This window comes from Arthrobacter sp. NPDC090010 (assembly GCF_044748305.1).
In the GTDB taxonomy this organism is placed as follows: Bacteria; Actinomycetota; Actinomycetes; order Actinomycetales; family Micrococcaceae; genus Arthrobacter_E.
In genome coordinates this window covers 37,510-51,955 of record NZ_JBIVFT010000014.1, presented here as the reverse complement: position 1 = coordinate 51,955, position 14,446 = coordinate 37,510, and the positions used below count along the sequence as shown (strand labels likewise).

The 14,446-nt window shown below is 68.3% G+C and carries 14 protein-coding genes; 8 read left to right on the top strand and 6 right to left on the bottom strand.

The features are described from left to right. From ACIPXZ_RS16475 to ACIPXZ_RS16465, 3 genes are read left to right on the top strand one after another with little or no spacing between them, the layout of a single operon-like run. A complete protein-coding gene (locus ACIPXZ_RS16475) occupies window positions 1-996 on the top strand; it encodes an amino acid ABC transporter permease (RefSeq protein ID WP_400596298.1) in 996 nt (331 codons plus the stop codon). Further along, a complete protein-coding gene (locus ACIPXZ_RS16470; protein ID WP_400596296.1) occupies window positions 993-1,757 on the top strand; it encodes an amino acid ABC transporter ATP-binding protein in 765 nt (254 codons plus the stop codon). Before ACIPXZ_RS16475 ends, ACIPXZ_RS16470 begins: the two co-directional genes overlap by 4 nt. Window positions 1,758-1,801: 44 nt before the next feature. Next, window positions 1,802-2,185, top strand: coding sequence for a RidA family protein (locus tag ACIPXZ_RS16465; protein ID WP_400596294.1), 384 nt, complete (start codon window positions 1,802-1,804; stop codon window positions 2,183-2,185). A 26-nt stretch (window positions 2,186-2,211) separates the two neighbouring features. Here ACIPXZ_RS16465 and ACIPXZ_RS16460 read toward each other — a convergent pair whose 3' ends face one another. Further along, window positions 2,212-3,408, bottom strand: a complete 1,197-nt coding sequence (locus tag ACIPXZ_RS16460; RefSeq protein ID WP_400596292.1) for an MFS transporter — start codon at window positions 3,406-3,408, stop codon at window positions 2,212-2,214. A gap of 130 nt (window positions 3,409-3,538) precedes the next feature. On the opposite strand from ACIPXZ_RS16460, the gene ACIPXZ_RS16455 reads away from it, so the two are divergent. Continuing rightward, on the top strand, window positions 3,539-3,982 hold the full coding sequence (locus ACIPXZ_RS16455) for a MarR family winged helix-turn-helix transcriptional regulator (RefSeq protein ID WP_400596290.1): 444 nt from the start codon (window positions 3,539-3,541) through the stop codon (window positions 3,980-3,982). Window positions 3,983-4,059: 77 nt separating this feature from the next. On the opposite strand, the gene ACIPXZ_RS16450 is transcribed toward ACIPXZ_RS16455, so the two are convergent. The 3 genes from ACIPXZ_RS16450 to ACIPXZ_RS16440 all read right to left on the bottom strand — a co-directional run bounded on the left by ACIPXZ_RS16450 (window position 4,060) and on the right by ACIPXZ_RS16440 (window position 8,438). Further along, window positions 4,060-5,787, bottom strand: a complete 1,728-nt coding sequence (locus tag ACIPXZ_RS16450; RefSeq protein ID WP_400596288.1) for a DEAD/DEAH box helicase — start codon at window positions 5,785-5,787, stop codon at window positions 4,060-4,062. A gap of 81 nt (window positions 5,788-5,868) precedes the next feature. After that, on the bottom strand, window positions 5,869-7,233 hold the full coding sequence (locus ACIPXZ_RS16445) for an MFS transporter (protein WP_400596286.1): 1,365 nt from the start codon (window positions 7,231-7,233) through the stop codon (window positions 5,869-5,871). A gap of 179 nt (window positions 7,234-7,412) precedes the next feature. Beyond that, a complete protein-coding gene (locus tag ACIPXZ_RS16440) occupies window positions 7,413-8,438 on the bottom strand; it encodes a LacI family DNA-binding transcriptional regulator (protein WP_400596284.1) in 1,026 nt (341 codons plus the stop codon). 137 nt (window positions 8,439-8,575) lie between these two features. On the opposite strand from ACIPXZ_RS16440, the gene ACIPXZ_RS16435 reads away from it, so the two are divergent. Genes ACIPXZ_RS16435 through ACIPXZ_RS16425 form a run of 3 tightly spaced genes read left to right on the top strand, consistent with a single transcriptional unit; the run spans window position 8,576 to window position 11,792 of the window. Beyond that, window positions 8,576-9,742 (top strand): Gfo/Idh/MocA family protein, encoded by a 1,167-nt coding sequence (locus tag ACIPXZ_RS16435; protein ID WP_400596282.1) that lies wholly within the window; start codon window positions 8,576-8,578, stop codon window positions 9,740-9,742. Next, window positions 9,742-10,956 carry a dihydrodipicolinate synthase family protein gene (locus ACIPXZ_RS16430; protein WP_400596280.1) on the top strand — a complete coding sequence of 405 codons (1,215 nt, stop codon included), beginning with the start codon at window positions 9,742-9,744 and terminating at the stop codon, window positions 10,954-10,956. Before ACIPXZ_RS16435 ends, ACIPXZ_RS16430 begins: the two co-directional genes overlap by 1 nt. After that, entirely contained in the window at window positions 10,953-11,792 is an 840-nt protein-coding gene (locus ACIPXZ_RS16425) for a sugar phosphate isomerase/epimerase family protein (RefSeq protein ID WP_400596278.1), read from the top strand. Before ACIPXZ_RS16430 ends, ACIPXZ_RS16425 begins: the two co-directional genes overlap by 4 nt. 62 nt (window positions 11,793-11,854) lie before the next feature. Here the strand turns inward: ACIPXZ_RS16425 and ACIPXZ_RS16420 are convergent, their stop codons facing one another. Continuing rightward, the gene (locus ACIPXZ_RS16420; protein ID WP_400596276.1) at window positions 11,855-13,333 is read right to left on the bottom strand and encodes an MFS transporter; all 1,479 of its coding nucleotides are present in this window, start codon (window positions 13,331-13,333) and stop codon (window positions 11,855-11,857) included. A gap of 63 nt (window positions 13,334-13,396) precedes the next feature. Here ACIPXZ_RS16420 and soxR point away from each other — a divergent pair, with 63 nt between their 5' ends. Then, on the top strand, window positions 13,397-13,849 hold the full coding sequence (gene soxR / locus ACIPXZ_RS16415; protein WP_400596274.1) for a redox-sensitive transcriptional activator SoxR: 453 nt from the start codon (window positions 13,397-13,399) through the stop codon (window positions 13,847-13,849). Between the two features lie 65 nt (window positions 13,850-13,914). Here soxR and ACIPXZ_RS16410 read toward each other — a convergent pair whose 3' ends face one another. After that, a complete protein-coding gene (locus ACIPXZ_RS16410) occupies window positions 13,915-14,433 on the bottom strand; it encodes a hypothetical protein (protein ID WP_400596272.1) in 519 nt (172 codons plus the stop codon). Window positions 14,434-14,446: the final 13 nt, after the last annotated feature.

Here is a 14,446-nt window from a genome sequence, read left to right as displayed (position 1 = left end):
ATGAATGTGAACCCCGCGGTCCCCGCAGACCCGGAGCAGCTGAACGCCGGCGACAAGCCGACAGCTTTGAGTTCCGGCCGGGGGCAGCCATCAGCCAGTTCAGCCTCGGAGCCACCGTCCGAAGCCATTCCGGTCGTCCCTCTCCGGCATCCGGGCCGGGTGGCCATGGCGGCGATCCTGCTGATCGTCGCCGCCCTGGCGGCCATGGACATCGCAATGAACCAGCGGTACCACTGGGACGTCGTCGTCTCCTTCCTCTTCGCGCCGCAGATCATGACCGGAGCGGGTCTGACCCTGCTGCTCACGGTGGTCTCCATGACGGTCGGCATCGCCCTGGGCACAGGTCTGGCGGTCATGAGGCTCTCCGCCAACCCGGTGCTGAGGACCATCAGCCGCGCCTACATCTGGTTCTTCCGCGGGACTCCCCTGCTGGTGCAATTGATCTTCTGGTACAACATCGCCGCCCTGTACCCCGTGATCGCCCTCGGTCTGCCCTTCGGCGGACCCTCCTGGGTGATCGGCTCGGCGAACGTCCTCATCACCCCATTAGGGGCGGCTCTGCTGGGGCTTTCGCTCAATGAGGCGGCCTACATGGCCGAAATCATCCGCGGAGGCATCTCCTCCGTGGACAAGGGTCAATACGAGGCGGCCAGGGCCCTCGGCATGAAGAAGGCGACCCTGATGCGCCGGATCATCCTGCCCCAGGCCATGCGAGTCGTGCTGCCGCCCACCGGCAATCAGATCGTTTCGATGCTGAAGGGAACGTCCCTGGTCAGCGTTCTGGCCATCTCCGATCTGCTCTACTCCGCACAGATCATCTATTCCGGCAACTACCAGACCATCCCGCTGTTGATCGTGGCCAGCCTCTGGTACCTGGCACTGACCACCGTGCTCAGTTACTTCCAGGGGCTCCTGGAGAAGCGCTACGGCCGGGGTTTCGAACTGTCCGCCGGAACCCTCCGGCGGAGGAAGAACAAGAACAGGAGCGCGTCATGAGCACAGCCATGGTGACAGCCCGCGGAGTGCGCAAGAGCTTCGGCCCCGTGGAGATCCTCAAGGGCATCGATCTGACCGTGGAACGCGGTTCCGTCACCTGCCTGATCGGCCCCTCCGGCTCCGGGAAGACCACCTTCCTGCGATGCATCAACCACCTGGAGAAGGTGGACGCGGGGCGCCTTTCCGTGGACGGCTCCCTGGTCGGCTACGTGGAACGCAATGGCAAGCTCTACGAGATGAGGGAGGACCAGACGGCCCAGGCCCGTCTGGACGCCGGCATGGTATTCCAGCGGTTCAATCTGTTCCCCCACATGAGCGTCCTGGACAACATCCTCGAAGCCCCCCTCCGTGTTCAGAAGCGGCCACGGGCAGAGGTGCTGAAGGAAGCCCGGGTACTCCTGGACCGTGTCGGACTGGGCGACCGAGGGCATTCCTATCCTCAGGAGCTCTCCGGTGGTCAGCAGCAGCGGATCGCGATCGCCCGAGCACTGGCCATGAAGCCGAAACTGATGCTCTTCGACGAACCGACCTCGGCCTTGGACCCCGAACTCGTGGGCGAAGTGCTCGACGTCATGAAGCAGCTCGCGGAGGCCGGAATGACCATGGTGGTGGTGACCCATGAACTCGCTTTCGCCCGGCAGGTCAGCGACCAGGTGATCTTCATGGACCAGGGCGTCGTGGTCGAGGCCGGGCCGCCGGAGCAGGTGCTCGGCGCGCCCAGGCACGAACGGACCCGGGCCTTTCTGTCCAAGGTCCTTTGACTCGCATTTCAGAACAGGCCACCCCGGTGGCCGGAGAGATATTCATGACGAAAAAGACATTCCGGACGGTGAACGCTCCCGTCCCGTCCGGCCCTTACTCTCAGGGCGTCGAGGCCAACGGCTTCTACTTCACCGCGGGCCAGACTCCGCACGACCCTGTCACTGACTCGCTCGTCGGAGAAAGCATCGAAGAGCAGAGCGAGCAGGCTTTCCGAAACCTGAGTGCGGTCCTCGCCGCCCGGGGCCTCGATCTTTCCCACGTGGTCAAGGCGACAGTCCATCTGCAATACCCGGAACGGGATTTCGAGGGCTTCAACGAGGTCTACCGACGGCTCGTGCCCGAGCCTCACCCGGCCCGGACCACCGTCGGATCGGTGCTGGGCGACTTCCTGGTGGAGATCGACGCGATCGCAGCTCTGAAGTCCTGAAGCTCCGGCGACCGGGAAACCGCTCGTCAGACCGCTTCGACGAGCGATTTCTCAGAGCTCGACACCGACCCCGCCACGCGGCGTCGTGCATCGAGGCTCGCAACGACGATCACGAGCAGACCCAGCACCGTGATGCCCGCCCCGATCCAGATCGGCGAGGTGTACCCGAGCCCCGCCGCGATGCCGAGTCCGCCGGCCCAGGCGCCCAGCGCATTGCCCGCATTGAAGGCGGCGATGTTCGCCCCCGAGGCGAGGGTGGGTGCCTGGCCGGCATGGTTCATGACCCGGCTCTGGAGCGCCGGAACGGTGCCGAAACCGAAACCACCCACCAGGAAGAGCGCGACGACGGCGGCCGGCGGCCAGGCCGCGAAGAGGCCGAAGAAGACGAGTGCCAGGATGAGCGCCACGGTGAAGCCGATCAACGTCCTGTCGATGGAGCGATCCGCCAGGCGTCCGCCCAGCCAGTTGCCGATCACGAGTCCTACGCCGAACAGCACCAGGAGCCACGGCACGGCCCCTTCCGGGAAGCCGCTGACCTGGGTGAGCGTGTAGGCGATGTAAGTGAACGCCCCGAACATGCCGCCGTACGCGAGGACCGTGGTCAGCAGAGACAGCCACACTTGCAGGGAACGGAACGCCCGCAGTTCGCTACGCAGACGCACGTGCTGTTCGGCGCCGCGGGTGGCCGGAACCAGCAGTGCGATGCCCGCGAAGGCGATCACCCCGATGGCCGAGATCACCCAGAAGGTCGAACGCCAACCGAATTGCTGGCCCAGGAAGGTGCCGAAAGGAACGCCCAGCACATTGGCCGCGGTGAGACCCGTGAACATGAGGGCGATGGCGCCGGCCTTCTTCTCGGGAGCCACGAGGCCCGCCGCGACCACCGAGCCGATGCCGAAGAAGGCACCATGGCAGAGCGCGGCGAGGGCTCGGCCGGCCATGGCCAGGCCGTATCCGGGGGCGAGGGCCGTGAGAGCGTTGCCCGCGATGAAGAGGACGAGGAGGCCCAGCAGCACCTTCTTCCGAGGCAGTCGCGTGGTGGCCGCCGTCAGGCCCAGGGCACCCACGACGACGCTGAGCGCGTAGCCGGTGATGAGCCACCCGGCGGTGGTTTCGCTGACGCCGAAGTCGGCCGCCACTCCGGGAAGCAGGCCCATGATGACGAATTCCGTGAGGCCGATGCCGAAACTTCCGACGGCGAGGGCCAGCAGCCCGAGGGGCATGAGGGTTCTCCTGTAGACTTGAGAGATAGTTGCAAGCGCGCTCTATTGCATGAACGACATAATATTTGCACATGCAAATATAAAGCGCAAGCAACTATCCGTTCAGTCGTGTCAGAAGAAGGAGATCGCAGTGGGCATCGCTGACGACGCCGTCGAGATCCGCGCACAAGGCTGGCGCACTCTCGCCGCACTGCACGGGTTGATCGAATCCGAGCTGGAGAAGGCTCTGAGCGCCGCCGTCGAGCTGTCAGTGGTGGAGTACACCGTGCTGGATGCCCTGAACCGGCAGGACGGGTGGCATATGCGCATGCAGCAGCTGGCGCGCGCCGCGGCTCTCAGCCCGAGCGCCACCACACGCCTGGTCAATCGCCTGGAAAACCGTGCGCTTCTGACCCGGGTGCTCTGCGCCGACGACCGCCGTGGCATCTACACCGAGCTCACTGCCGCAGGCCACGAACTCTACGACCGGGCGAAACCCGTCCACGACAAGACCCTCGCCGCCGTCCTGGAAGAGGCATCGGCGCAGGCCGAATTGGCCCCGATGGTCAAGGCCCTCCGGCTAGGCGGGCCTTAACGCATCGACTGCTCCGCAGTTGTCGTTTTGAGGGCTCAAAACGACAACTGCGGAGCAGTCGATGCGTTAAGGCCCGGCTAGCGGCCGCGGCGCTCGTTCGACGCCGGGGCGGAGGCACGGCGCGGGCCCTTGCGGGGCGGACGGCCCGAACCGGAGTTCTGACCGCCGGAGCCGAAGGAGCCGCCGGAGGTGCCACCGGTGGTCGAGGACCACACGGGAGCGCTGCCGGCGCGGGGCGCCGAGGACCGCTGAGCCCCTGACCGCTGAGCCGAAGAACGCTCGCGCGAACCCGCACGCTCGCTGCGCTCACCACGAGCGGCACGCTCGCCGCGCGGCGCATTGTGTTCCGGACGGGTCTGGCCGGAACGATCGCTCCGGGAACCGGCCGCACCACGTTCGGGGCGGGCCCCGTCACGGCGACGGCCGCGCCCACCCTCTGAGGCCGGAGCCTTGGCAGTGTCCGCCGTCGAGCCCTGACGGGTGCCGCGCTGGCCGGAAGCCTGCGCGGAACCGCCCTGGCCACCACCACGACGGGCCCGCTTGCGCTGGGCGTTGGCCCCCGTGGAGGTGCCTCCGCCCTGCTGCGGGGCCTTGGCCGCAACGGCGGCTGCGCGAGCCGCGGGCTCGACGACGGCAGCCTGCTCGCCCACGAAGTCCCGGATCTCGGTCGAGCCGGGAGCCACCGGGGTGAGCGGGGCCTTCACGCCGGCGGCGCGGAGGAGCTTCTGCACCTCGGAGCGCTCCTCCGGCAGGACCAGGGTCACCACGGTGCCCTCTGCGCCGGCGCGGGCCGTGCGGCCCGAACGGTGCAGGTACGCCTTGTGCTCTGCGGGTGGATCGACGTGGATGACCAGTTCCACCTCGTCCACGTGCACGCCGCGGGCAGCGACGTCGGTGGCCACGAGCACACGGACCTCGCCGGAGGAGAACTCCGCCAGGTTGCGGTCACGGGCGTTCTGCGACAGGTTGCCGTGCAGATCCACCGCGGGGATGCCGTTCGCGGTCAGAACCTTGGCCAGCTTCTTGGCGGCGTGCTTGGTCCGGGTGAACAGCACGCGCTTGCCGGTGCCGGATGCGAGCTCGTTGATCAGGAGCTTCTTGGCGTCCTTGTCCTTGGCCAGGAACACGTGGTGCTCCATGGTGGTCACGGCGGCCTTCGGCGCGTCCACGGAGTGCGTGACGGGCTTCTGCATGTAGCGGTTGACCAGCTTGTCCACGCCGTTGTCCAGAGTCGCTGAGAACAGCAGGCGCTGACCACCGGCCGGGGTCGCATCCAGGATGCGGCGCACCACGGGAAGGAAGCCCAGGTCAGCCATGTGATCGGCCTCGTCGAGCACGCTGATGCTCACCTGATCCAGTGACACGATGCCCTGTTTCATGAGGTCTTCCAGACGGCCGGGGCAGGCGATGATGATGTCGACGCCAGCCGCCAGGGCCTTCTCCTGACGGGCCTGGGAGACACCGCCGTAGATGACGGTGGTGCGCAGACCGAGGCCTTCCGCGAGGGGTGCCACGGTGCGGTCGATCTGGGTGGCCAGCTCACGCGTGGGGGCCAGCACCAGGCCGCGCGGCTTGCGGGCACCGGAGGCACGGCGCTGCCCGGCATCGGTGGCGAGGCGGGTCACCAGCGGGATGGCGAAGGCGAGCGTCTTGCCGGAGCCGGTCTGCCCGCGGCCCAGCACATCGCGCCCGGCCAGGGTGTCCGGCAGGGTCTTGATCTGGATGGGGAAAGGTTCGGTGATGTCCAAAGAGCCCAGCGCAGAGATGATCTCGGCGGGCACGCCCAGGGAGGCGAAAGAAGTCATAGGGGAAGTCCTCAAGAACTGTGGCCCAGAGCAGTGTGCCTAGGGCAGCAGGCTCCACGCAGTGGGCGTAGGCCAGACGTTCTAGTCTATCAGTGCCCGGGTGCGGGGTGCGATCAGCACCATCGCGACCCCGCAGACCACCGTCACCGCGAAGAGTCCCGCATACGCTCCGCCGAGCCCTCCGAGGGCGGCGAACACCAGACCCGAAATGGCCACACACAGGGCGTTGCCCAGCGAATCGGCCATGGCCAGCGCCGAACTGTTGAAGCCCTGCTCCCCCGGCCGGGACAGTGCCAGCACCATGACGCTCAGGCGCGGGAACATCAGACCCATGCCCGCGCCGCCGAAGAGCCAGACGGCGATGAGCACCCAGGCGGGTCCCTCCAGCAGGATCACCACGAAAATGCCCGTCACCACGCAGAACACCAGGGCTGACCCGATCCGGACCGCGCGATGATGCGGCAGTCGCGTGGATCCCAGCCGCCCCTGAATGCCGGAGGTGACGCCCCACGACACGGCACTGCAGGTCAGGGCGAGGCCCGCGAAGGACGGTTCGAAGTGGTAGACCTCGTAGAGCACCTTCGGCAGGTAGACCTCGGTGCCGAAGAAGGCCGCCGATCCGATGGCGCGGGTCAGCACGACACTGGGAAGCCCTCGCTGAGCCGACAGCGTTCCGCGCGGAATCAGGGGCCGCACCGCGAAGAGGCAGAGCGCGATCATGGCCAGCGCGAGAACCCAGCCCACCGCCGGGATCCCCGAGCTGAGGTTCAGACCCATGACGGACAACGCGGCCAGCACCGCCCAGAGCAGGCGTCCCCACGGATAGGGTGCGACGGCGGTGGGCAGCTCATGCTTTTCGTTGAGTCTCCGCAGCGCCGGGACCAGTCCGAGCAGCGCGGGGATGACCAGCACCAGCACCCCGAGGAAAACCCAGTGCCAGCTCGCCACCTGAGCGACAAGGCCGCCGATGTACGGGCCGAGGATGGAGGGCAGGACCCAGGCCGCTGCGAACGCCGCGAACATCTTGGCGTGCAGATCCGCCGGGAACACCTTTCCCACCAGGACCGTCAGGGCGACGCCGTTGGCCCCGCCCGCGAACCCCTGCACGATGCGGCCCAGCACCAGCAGAGGCATGGTGGGAGCCGTTCCGGCGATCACCAGGCCGAGGGTGAAGAGGCCTACGGAGGCGTAGATGGCGCCCACGGGGCCGCGCCGGTCGGACCAGCTGCCGGACAGGACCATGCCGATCACGCTGGCCGCCATGGGACCCGCGAAGGCGAGGGCGTACAGCTCTTGTCCCCCGAGCTCTTGCGCGGCGACGGGCATGACCGTGGTGACGGCCATCGACTCGAAGGCGTTGAACACCACGAGCGCCAGGAGTCCGAGGGTGGTCAGAAGGTACGGCGGGCTGAAGATGCCGTGGTGGGGAGCGGCGGCGGAATGCACAGAACTATTGGACTGCCCCCGGGAACCACCCGCCAAGACTGGGATCCACTTGTCCAGTCAAGCGAACATGGGTGCACAAACGAACCGGGTCCCAGGCGGTTCCGCACCTCCGCGAGAAGCCAGTTGAGCACAGTGCGGAGCCTCAACACTGTGCTCAACTGGCTTCTCGCGGAGGGGGCTCAGACCCGGCGCGTGGATTCCCTCAGAATCACCTGGCCCTGGATCGGATCGGCAGTCCCGCCCAGGGCGACCCGCGCCGCCGCAGCCCCGATCTCCTCGAGCGGGAGACGGGCTGTCGAGAGCCCCGGCTGGAAGTCCTGGAGAGTCTCGATGTCGTCGAATCCGGCCAGGCCGTAGTCCGTGGGCGCGTGCAACCCGCTCTCGCGCAGGGCCGCGGCGACGCCCATCGCCATCCTGTCGTTGGCGGCGAACACCACGGGCCACTCGCCCGCGGATATCTCCTCCCGGAGCAGCGCGGCAAGCTCACGGCCCGCAGTGAAACCGCCCTCACGCCCGAACATTCCTCGATGCATCGACCTTTCGCGCACCCCACGGCGGGAGAGGGCCTCCCGGAAGCCCCGCAGTCGCTCGTCCGAGGTGAGCAGCCCCTCCGGCCCGCCGAGCAGATGAAAGGACCGGGCGCCGTCGTCGAGCAGCGCCGCAGCAAGGTCTCCGGCCAGCGCGGCGTGCGGAATCTCCAGCACACTGTCGCGCTCCGTGAGCGAGCGGCCGAGCAGCACCAGCCGCCCGTCATTGCGCAGATAGCGCTCGGCCTCCTGCCGCAAGGCCTCATTGTCGCCCTCAAGCCCGGCTCGCTCATGGCGGCTTCCGACGAGTACGACGGCGTCCGCGCGCCGGGACGCGAAGACCTCCAGGGCGGCACGTTCCTCCGCCGGGCCTCCGTCCGTGCCGGCCAGCAGGAGGGTGCGCCCTTCCGCCTGGGCCACGCGCTGGACCCCGCGGGCGATGGAGGAGAAATAGGGGTCCGCGATGTCGTGGACGATGAGGCCGATGAGGCCGCTGCTGGACCGCGCCAGGGCCTGCGCCTGGGCGTTGGCCACGTAGCCGAGCGCCTGGGCCGCATCCCGCACGCGCTCCGCCACGCCGGCGCCGGGCGTCCGGGCCGAGCCGTTCAGGACACGGGAAGCCGTGGCCAGGGACACCCCGGCAAGCTGCGCCACCTGGCTCAAGGTCACTGCACCCACGGAAATCCTCCTTCGTCGCTGGCATCATCTCATGCCGGAAACCTTTCGGAAAGCGCTTGCCAAGGCGAGAGGCCTGCGTCACACTAAGATTCGGAAAGCGTTTTCCGAACCGCCCGGACCAGACCACAGGAGAGCCGATGACCACCACCCGAACCCTGCGCATCGCCATGAACGGCATCACGGGCCGTATGGGCTACCGCCAGCATCTGCTGCGTTCCATCCTGCCGATCCGCGACGCCGGCGGCTTCCTCCTGGACGACGGCACCCGCGTGCAGGTGGAGCCGATCCTGGTGGGCCGCAATGAGGCCAAGATCCGTGAGCTGGCCGAACTCCACAAAGTCGGCGAGTGGTCCACCGATCTGGACGCCGTCATCAACGACCCCACCGTGGACATCGTCTTCGACGCGTCCATGACCAGCCTCCGCGCCGCCACCCTGAAGAAGGCCATGCGCGCCGGCAAGCACGTGTTCACGGAGAAGCCCACGGCGGAGACCCTGGAAGAGGCCGTCGAGCTCGCCCGGATCGGCCGGGACTCCGGCGTCACCGCCGGCGTCGTGCATGACAAGCTTTACCTCCCCGGCCTGGTCAAACTGCGCCGTCTGGTGGACGAAGGCTTCTTCGGCCGCATCCTCTCCATCCGCGGCGAGTTCGGCTACTGGGTGTTCGAAGGAGACATCCAGGCCGCCCAGCGCCCCTCCTGGAACTACCGCAAGGAGGACGGTGGCGGGATGACCACGGACATGTTCTGCCACTGGAACTACGTCCTGGAAGGCGTCATCGGCCCGGTCAAGAGCGTCAACGCCAAGACCGCCACCCACATCCCCACCCGCTGGGATGAATCCGGCCGCGAGTACAAGGCCACCGCGGATGACGCCTCCTACGGCATCTTCGAACTGGAGACCCCGGGCGGCGACCCGGTGATCGGCCAGATCAACTCCTCCTGGACCGTCCGCGTCTACCGCGACGAACTCGTGGAGTTCCAGGTGGACGGCACGCACGGTTCCGCCGTTGCCGGCCTGAACAAGTGCGTGGCCCAGCAGCGTGCCCACACCCCCAAGCCCGTGTGGAACCCGGACCTGCCCGTCACCGAGTCCTTCCGCAGCCAGTGGCAGGAAGTCCCCGCCAACGCCGAGCTGGACAACGGCTTCAAGCTGCAGTGGGAGGAGTTCCTGCGCGACGTCGTCGCCGGCCGCGAACACCGCTACGGTCTGCTCTCCGCCGCCCGCGGCGTGCAGCTGGCCGAACTCGGCCTGCAGTCCAACGCCGAGCGCCGCACCATCGACATCCCGGAGATCGTGCTCTGATGGCCACGCTGACCCTTCCCAGCCCGGACGGCGGCTGCTACGAGCGCACGCTCCGCCCCGCCACCGCGTGGGCCAAGCCGTCCACGCCCCTGAGCGCCCGGCACGCCTACGCCGCGGCCCACGTCATCCCGCTCACGACGGCGGACAACACCCCCGGCGCTCCCGCGGCACTCGATTGGAACGCCACTCTGGCCTACCGGCACGAACTCTGGTCCTACGGCCTGGGCGTGGCCGACGCGATGGACACCGCTCAGCGCGGCATGGGCCTGGACTGGGCCGCCACGCAGGAACTGATCCGGCGCAGCGCGCAGGAGGCGGCCGACGTCGTCGGCTCCGGTGCGCCCGCACTGGCCGGCAAGACGGTCCGTGATCTGCTCGCCTGCGGCGCCGGGACGGACCAGCTGGATCCGGCCGCGGTGCCGGAGGGCGAAGCGGGGCTCGCCGTCGTCCTGGACGCCTACCGCGAGCAGCTGGCCGTGGTGAGTGGCTCCGGTGCCAAGGTCATCCTCATGGCGTCCCGTGCGCTGGCGCGGGTGGCACGCGGCCCGGAGGACTACCTGCGGGTCTATTCGACCCTGCTGCGGGAGGCCACCGAACCGGTCATCCTGCACTGGCTGGGCACCATGTTCGACCCGGCGCTGGCCGGGTACTGGGGGTCTGAGGACGTTTCCGAAGCGACGGAGACGTTCCTGGGCCTGATCCGCTCACATCCGGGGAAGGTTGACGGCGTCAAGGTGTCCCTGCTGGATGCCTCCCACGAGGTGTCCCTGCGTGCCGCATTGCCCACGGGAGTCCGGCTCTACACCGGTGACGATTTCAACTACCCGGAGCTGATCGACGGGGACGGCGCGCACCACTCGGACGCACTGCTGGGCATCTTCGCGGCCATCTACCCGGCGGCGTCGGCGGCGCTGCAGGCGTACGACGCCGGGTCGCCGGCCGAGGCGCGCGCGTTGCTGGATTCGACGCGTGAGCTGGGCAGACACATCTTCAGCGCGCCGACGTTCTACTACAAGACCGGCATCGCGTTCCTGTCCTGGCTGAACGGCAAGCAGCCGGGCTTCCAGATGGTGGGCGGTCTGCACTCGGGCCGATCCGTGCTGCATCTGGTGCGGACGCTGGAGCTGGCGGACGAGGCCGGGCTGCTGCTGGACCCGGAGCTGGCCGCAGAGCGCATGTCCGGATTCCTGCGCGTGAACGGAGTGGTTCTGTGAGCGACTTTTCCCGCCTGTCCCTGAACAGTGCCACCACCAAGAAGTGGACTCTGCAGCAGGTCGTGGACGGCTGCGTCCGCGCCGGCATCCCGGCGGTCGGCCCGTGGCGGGACCGCGTGGCCGAGGCGGGGCTGGAGAACGCCGCACGGATGATCCGCGACGCCGGTCTGCGCGTCTCCTCCCTCTGCCGCGGGGGCTTTTTGACGGCCGCCGACGCGGAGGGCCAGGCCGCCGCCTTGGAGGACAATCGGCAGGCGGTGCTGGAGGCCGTCGCGCTGAGCACCACGGAACTGTTCCTCGTGGTCGGCGGGCTGGCCCCGGGCGAGAAGGATGTCCTGGCGGCGCGGCAGCGCGTGGCGGACCGGCTCGCGGAGCTGGTGCCGTTCGCCGCCGACCACGGGGTGCGCCTGGTCCTGGAGCCCCTGCACCCGATGTACGCCGCGGACCGGGCGCTCATCTCCACCCTGGGCCAGGCCTTGGACCTCGCGGCACCGTACTCCACGGAAGCCGTGGGCGTGGCCGTGGACACCTTCCACGTGTGGTGGGACCCGGAGCTGAAGGCCCAGATCGCGCGGGCCGGCCGCGAGGGCCGGATCGCCTCCTACCAGGTGTGCGACTTCAACCTCCCCATCGCGGCGGACGCCCTGCTCTCCCGCGGCATGATGGGCGACGGCGTGATCGACTTCGCCACGATCGGCGGCTGGGTGCGGGACGCCGGGTACACAGGGGACATCGAGGTGGAGATCTTCAACCAGGAGATCTGGGACGCCGACGGAGACGAGGTCATCGCCACGATGAAGGAGCGGTACGCGGAGCTGGTCCTGCCCTACGCCTAGGCTGCCGCATCTCCTCCCCGCGAGAGGGCACTTAATCACAGTGCGGGCGCATTGGACCGTGATTAAGTGCCCACTCGCGGGGACCTTGCCCGCACCCGGCCTGCGAAGATCACGGACACCAAGGCCACGCAGGCGGTCAGCGCGAACACCCCGACGAACGCACCGCCGGCGGCCAGCACGTGGAAGACCAGACCGGTCGCCGCGAGTGAAAGGGCCGCCCCCAGCGAGTCCGCCACGTTGGAAGCGGAACTGTTGAAACCCTGATTGCGCGGTGTCGAATACGCGAGCACCAGCACGCTCAGCCGCGGGCTCATCATGCCCATGCCACCGCCGGCCAGAAGCCAGGCCAGGATCAAGGTGAGCGGCGGCAACCCTGCCAGGGTCGCCAGCAGGATGATGATGATCGACACCGCGACGAAGGCCGAGCCCAGCCGCACGAACGCCGCATCGCCCAACCGGCCCGCGAGTCTCCCCTGAACCGCCGAGCCGGTGGACCAGGCGACGGCCGAGCAGGTCAAGGCGAGGCCCGCCGTCGACGGCTCGAAGTGGTACCGGTCCATCAGCACATACGGCACGTACACCTCGGCCCCGAAGAACGCGGCGGCGGCCAGGAACTTCATGAGGATCACCGCGGGCAGCCCCGTCCTGCCGCGGAGCACCCCTGCCGGCAGAAGCCTCCGGACTGCAAGCAACGCCAGGACCACCGCCGCGAGCGCTACGAGCCAGGACCACTGGCCCGTCTCGACCGAGAGGTTCAGCCCCAGAACAGCCAGCGCAACGACGACGGCGAGTGCCACCCGGGTCCCGGTGCTGCGGGTGGCCGCCGGGTCGAGCTGCTCGGCTGGCGTGGTGGCAGCAGCCGGCGCGGTGGCCGCGGCTGCTGCCGCGCCGTCGTCGTCGGTCCTCCTGTCGGCCAGCCGACGCAAAGCGGGAAGCAACATCGCGAGCGCCGGGACCACCAGGAAGACGACGCCGAGGAACACCCAGTGCCAGCTAAGGTACTGTGCCACGAGGCCCGCGCAGAACGGCCCGACCATGGACGGGACCACCCACGCCGCAGAGAACGCCGCGAAGATCTTCGGGTGCAGCGCGGCGGGATAGGCGCGGGCGACCAGGACATAGAGCACCACGTTGATGGCACCGCCGCCCAAACCCTGGATGAGGCGTCCCGCGAGGAAGACGGGCATCGACTGCGCGAGCCCCGCCACGAGCAGTCCGAGCGCGAAGACCCCCACCGAGGTGAACAGCGGCAGGGCGGGCCCGCGCCGGTCGGTCCAGGCACCGGCCAGCACCATGCCGACGACGCCGCTGGCCAGCGGCCCGGCGAAGGCGAGCGCGTACAGCGCACTGCCATCCAGGTCTTTCGCGACGAGAGGCATGACAGTGGTGACCGCCATCGACTCGAAGGCGGCCAGGAACACCAGGGCGCAGGCACCCAAGGTGGTGAGGAGATGTTCCGGCGCCAGGACGCCTCGTGGAGCGCTCCGGCCCGGTGGGGCCGGCTTGCGCGCGTCGACGTCCGAGGTGTGAGTGGATTCCATGGCCCTGACGCTACGACCTCAACTATGGTTGAGGTCAAAACCGTACGACGTCGGGAAGAGGACATGCCACAGATACACGGAGGCAAGCGTCACGAGCTGAGCATCGGCGAACTCTCGGCACGCAGCGGAGTCCCCGCGTCAGCCCTGCACTTCTACGAGCGTCAGGGGCTGCTGCACGCGGGCCGGAACAGCCTGAACCAGCGCCGGTACACCCGGGACGCCTTGCGACGAGTGGCTTTCATCCGGACCGCCCAACGCGTGGGCATGGCGTTGAAGGAGATCCAGGCGGCCCTGGATTCGCTGCCGGAAGGGCGCACTCCGACCAAGCGGGACTGGGCCCGGCTCTCCGGGCTGTGGCGGGAGGAACTCGACGCGCGGATCGCCGCACTGACCCATCTGCGCGACGATCTGGACTCCTGCATCGGCTGCGGTTGCCTCAGCCTGAAACGCTGCGCACTTCAGAACCCTGACGACGAACTGGGGCAGCGCGGCAGCGGTCCGGTCCTCTGGAGCTGAGCTTTCCGCCCTCCTCTCCTCCGCGAGTGGTCACTTAAGCACAGTCCGGCGGGCTGACACTGTGCTTAAGTGACCACTCGCGGAGGAGGAGGCGGGGTCCATCCTGATTCCAGGACCTCTTTGACTCGGTCCACGTAGTTCTGAAGATGTTCCAGCTCGTGGGAACGCTGCGGGGTCATCGCCCGGTCCCACTCCCGGCTTCCCGACCCACCACGGATGCCCGCCTCAAGCAGCGTCCCGCACTCCGTCGTCGTCAGCCGTTGGAAGTAGCGGTCTTCCGGGTTCACCGTGCCCCAGCCACGGAGCAGAACCCACTGTTCGGGAACCAGTTCGACGATCACCGAGACCGAGGAGTACTCCCTCCCGTGGCGTTTCAACACCTGAACGTGCATCTCCCCGACCCCGCGCGACGTGCCGGGAATCCAGGCCGCGTGGAGCACCCCGGGATCACACAGCGAGGCGTACTCCGGGTCCGAGATCAGCTGCCAGACCGTGCCCCGCGACGCCGCGATCTCGCTGGACACCGCCAGTTCGGCGACTCCGGAGTCGACTTCGAAGCTGTTGCGCTTCCACCATTTCCCCATGATGGAGAAGGTA

Excerpts from the sequence above, each read along its gene's own strand:
- ACIPXZ_RS16475 (WP_400596298.1), top strand. The coding sequence starts at position 1 with ATGAATGTGAACCCCGCGGTCCCCGCAGACCCGGAGCAGCTGAACGCC.
- ACIPXZ_RS16470 (WP_400596296.1), top strand. The coding sequence starts at position 993 with ATGAGCACAGCCATGGTGACAGCCCGCGGAGTGCGCAAGAGCTTCGGC.
- ACIPXZ_RS16465 (WP_400596294.1), top strand. The coding sequence starts at position 1,802 with ATGACGAAAAAGACATTCCGGACGGTGAACGCTCCCGTCCCGTCCGGC.
- ACIPXZ_RS16460 (WP_400596292.1), bottom strand. The coding sequence starts at position 3,408 with ATGCCCCTCGGGCTGCTGGCCCTCGCCGTCGGAAGTTTCGGCATCGGC.
- ACIPXZ_RS16450 (WP_400596288.1), bottom strand. The coding sequence starts at position 5,787 with ATGACTTCTTTCGCCTCCCTGGGCGTGCCCGCCGAGATCATCTCTGCG.
- ACIPXZ_RS16435 (WP_400596282.1), top strand. The coding sequence starts at position 8,576 with ATGACCACCACCCGAACCCTGCGCATCGCCATGAACGGCATCACGGGC.
- ACIPXZ_RS16430 (WP_400596280.1), top strand. The coding sequence starts at position 9,742 with ATGGCCACGCTGACCCTTCCCAGCCCGGACGGCGGCTGCTACGAGCGC.
- ACIPXZ_RS16420 (WP_400596276.1), bottom strand. The coding sequence starts at position 13,333 with ATGGAATCCACTCACACCTCGGACGTCGACGCGCGCAAGCCGGCCCCA.
- soxR (WP_400596274.1), top strand. The coding sequence starts at position 13,397 with ATGCCACAGATACACGGAGGCAAGCGTCACGAGCTGAGCATCGGCGAA.
- ACIPXZ_RS16410 (WP_400596272.1), bottom strand. The coding sequence starts at position 14,433 with ATGGGGAAATGGTGGAAGCGCAACAGCTTCGAAGTCGACTCCGGAGTC.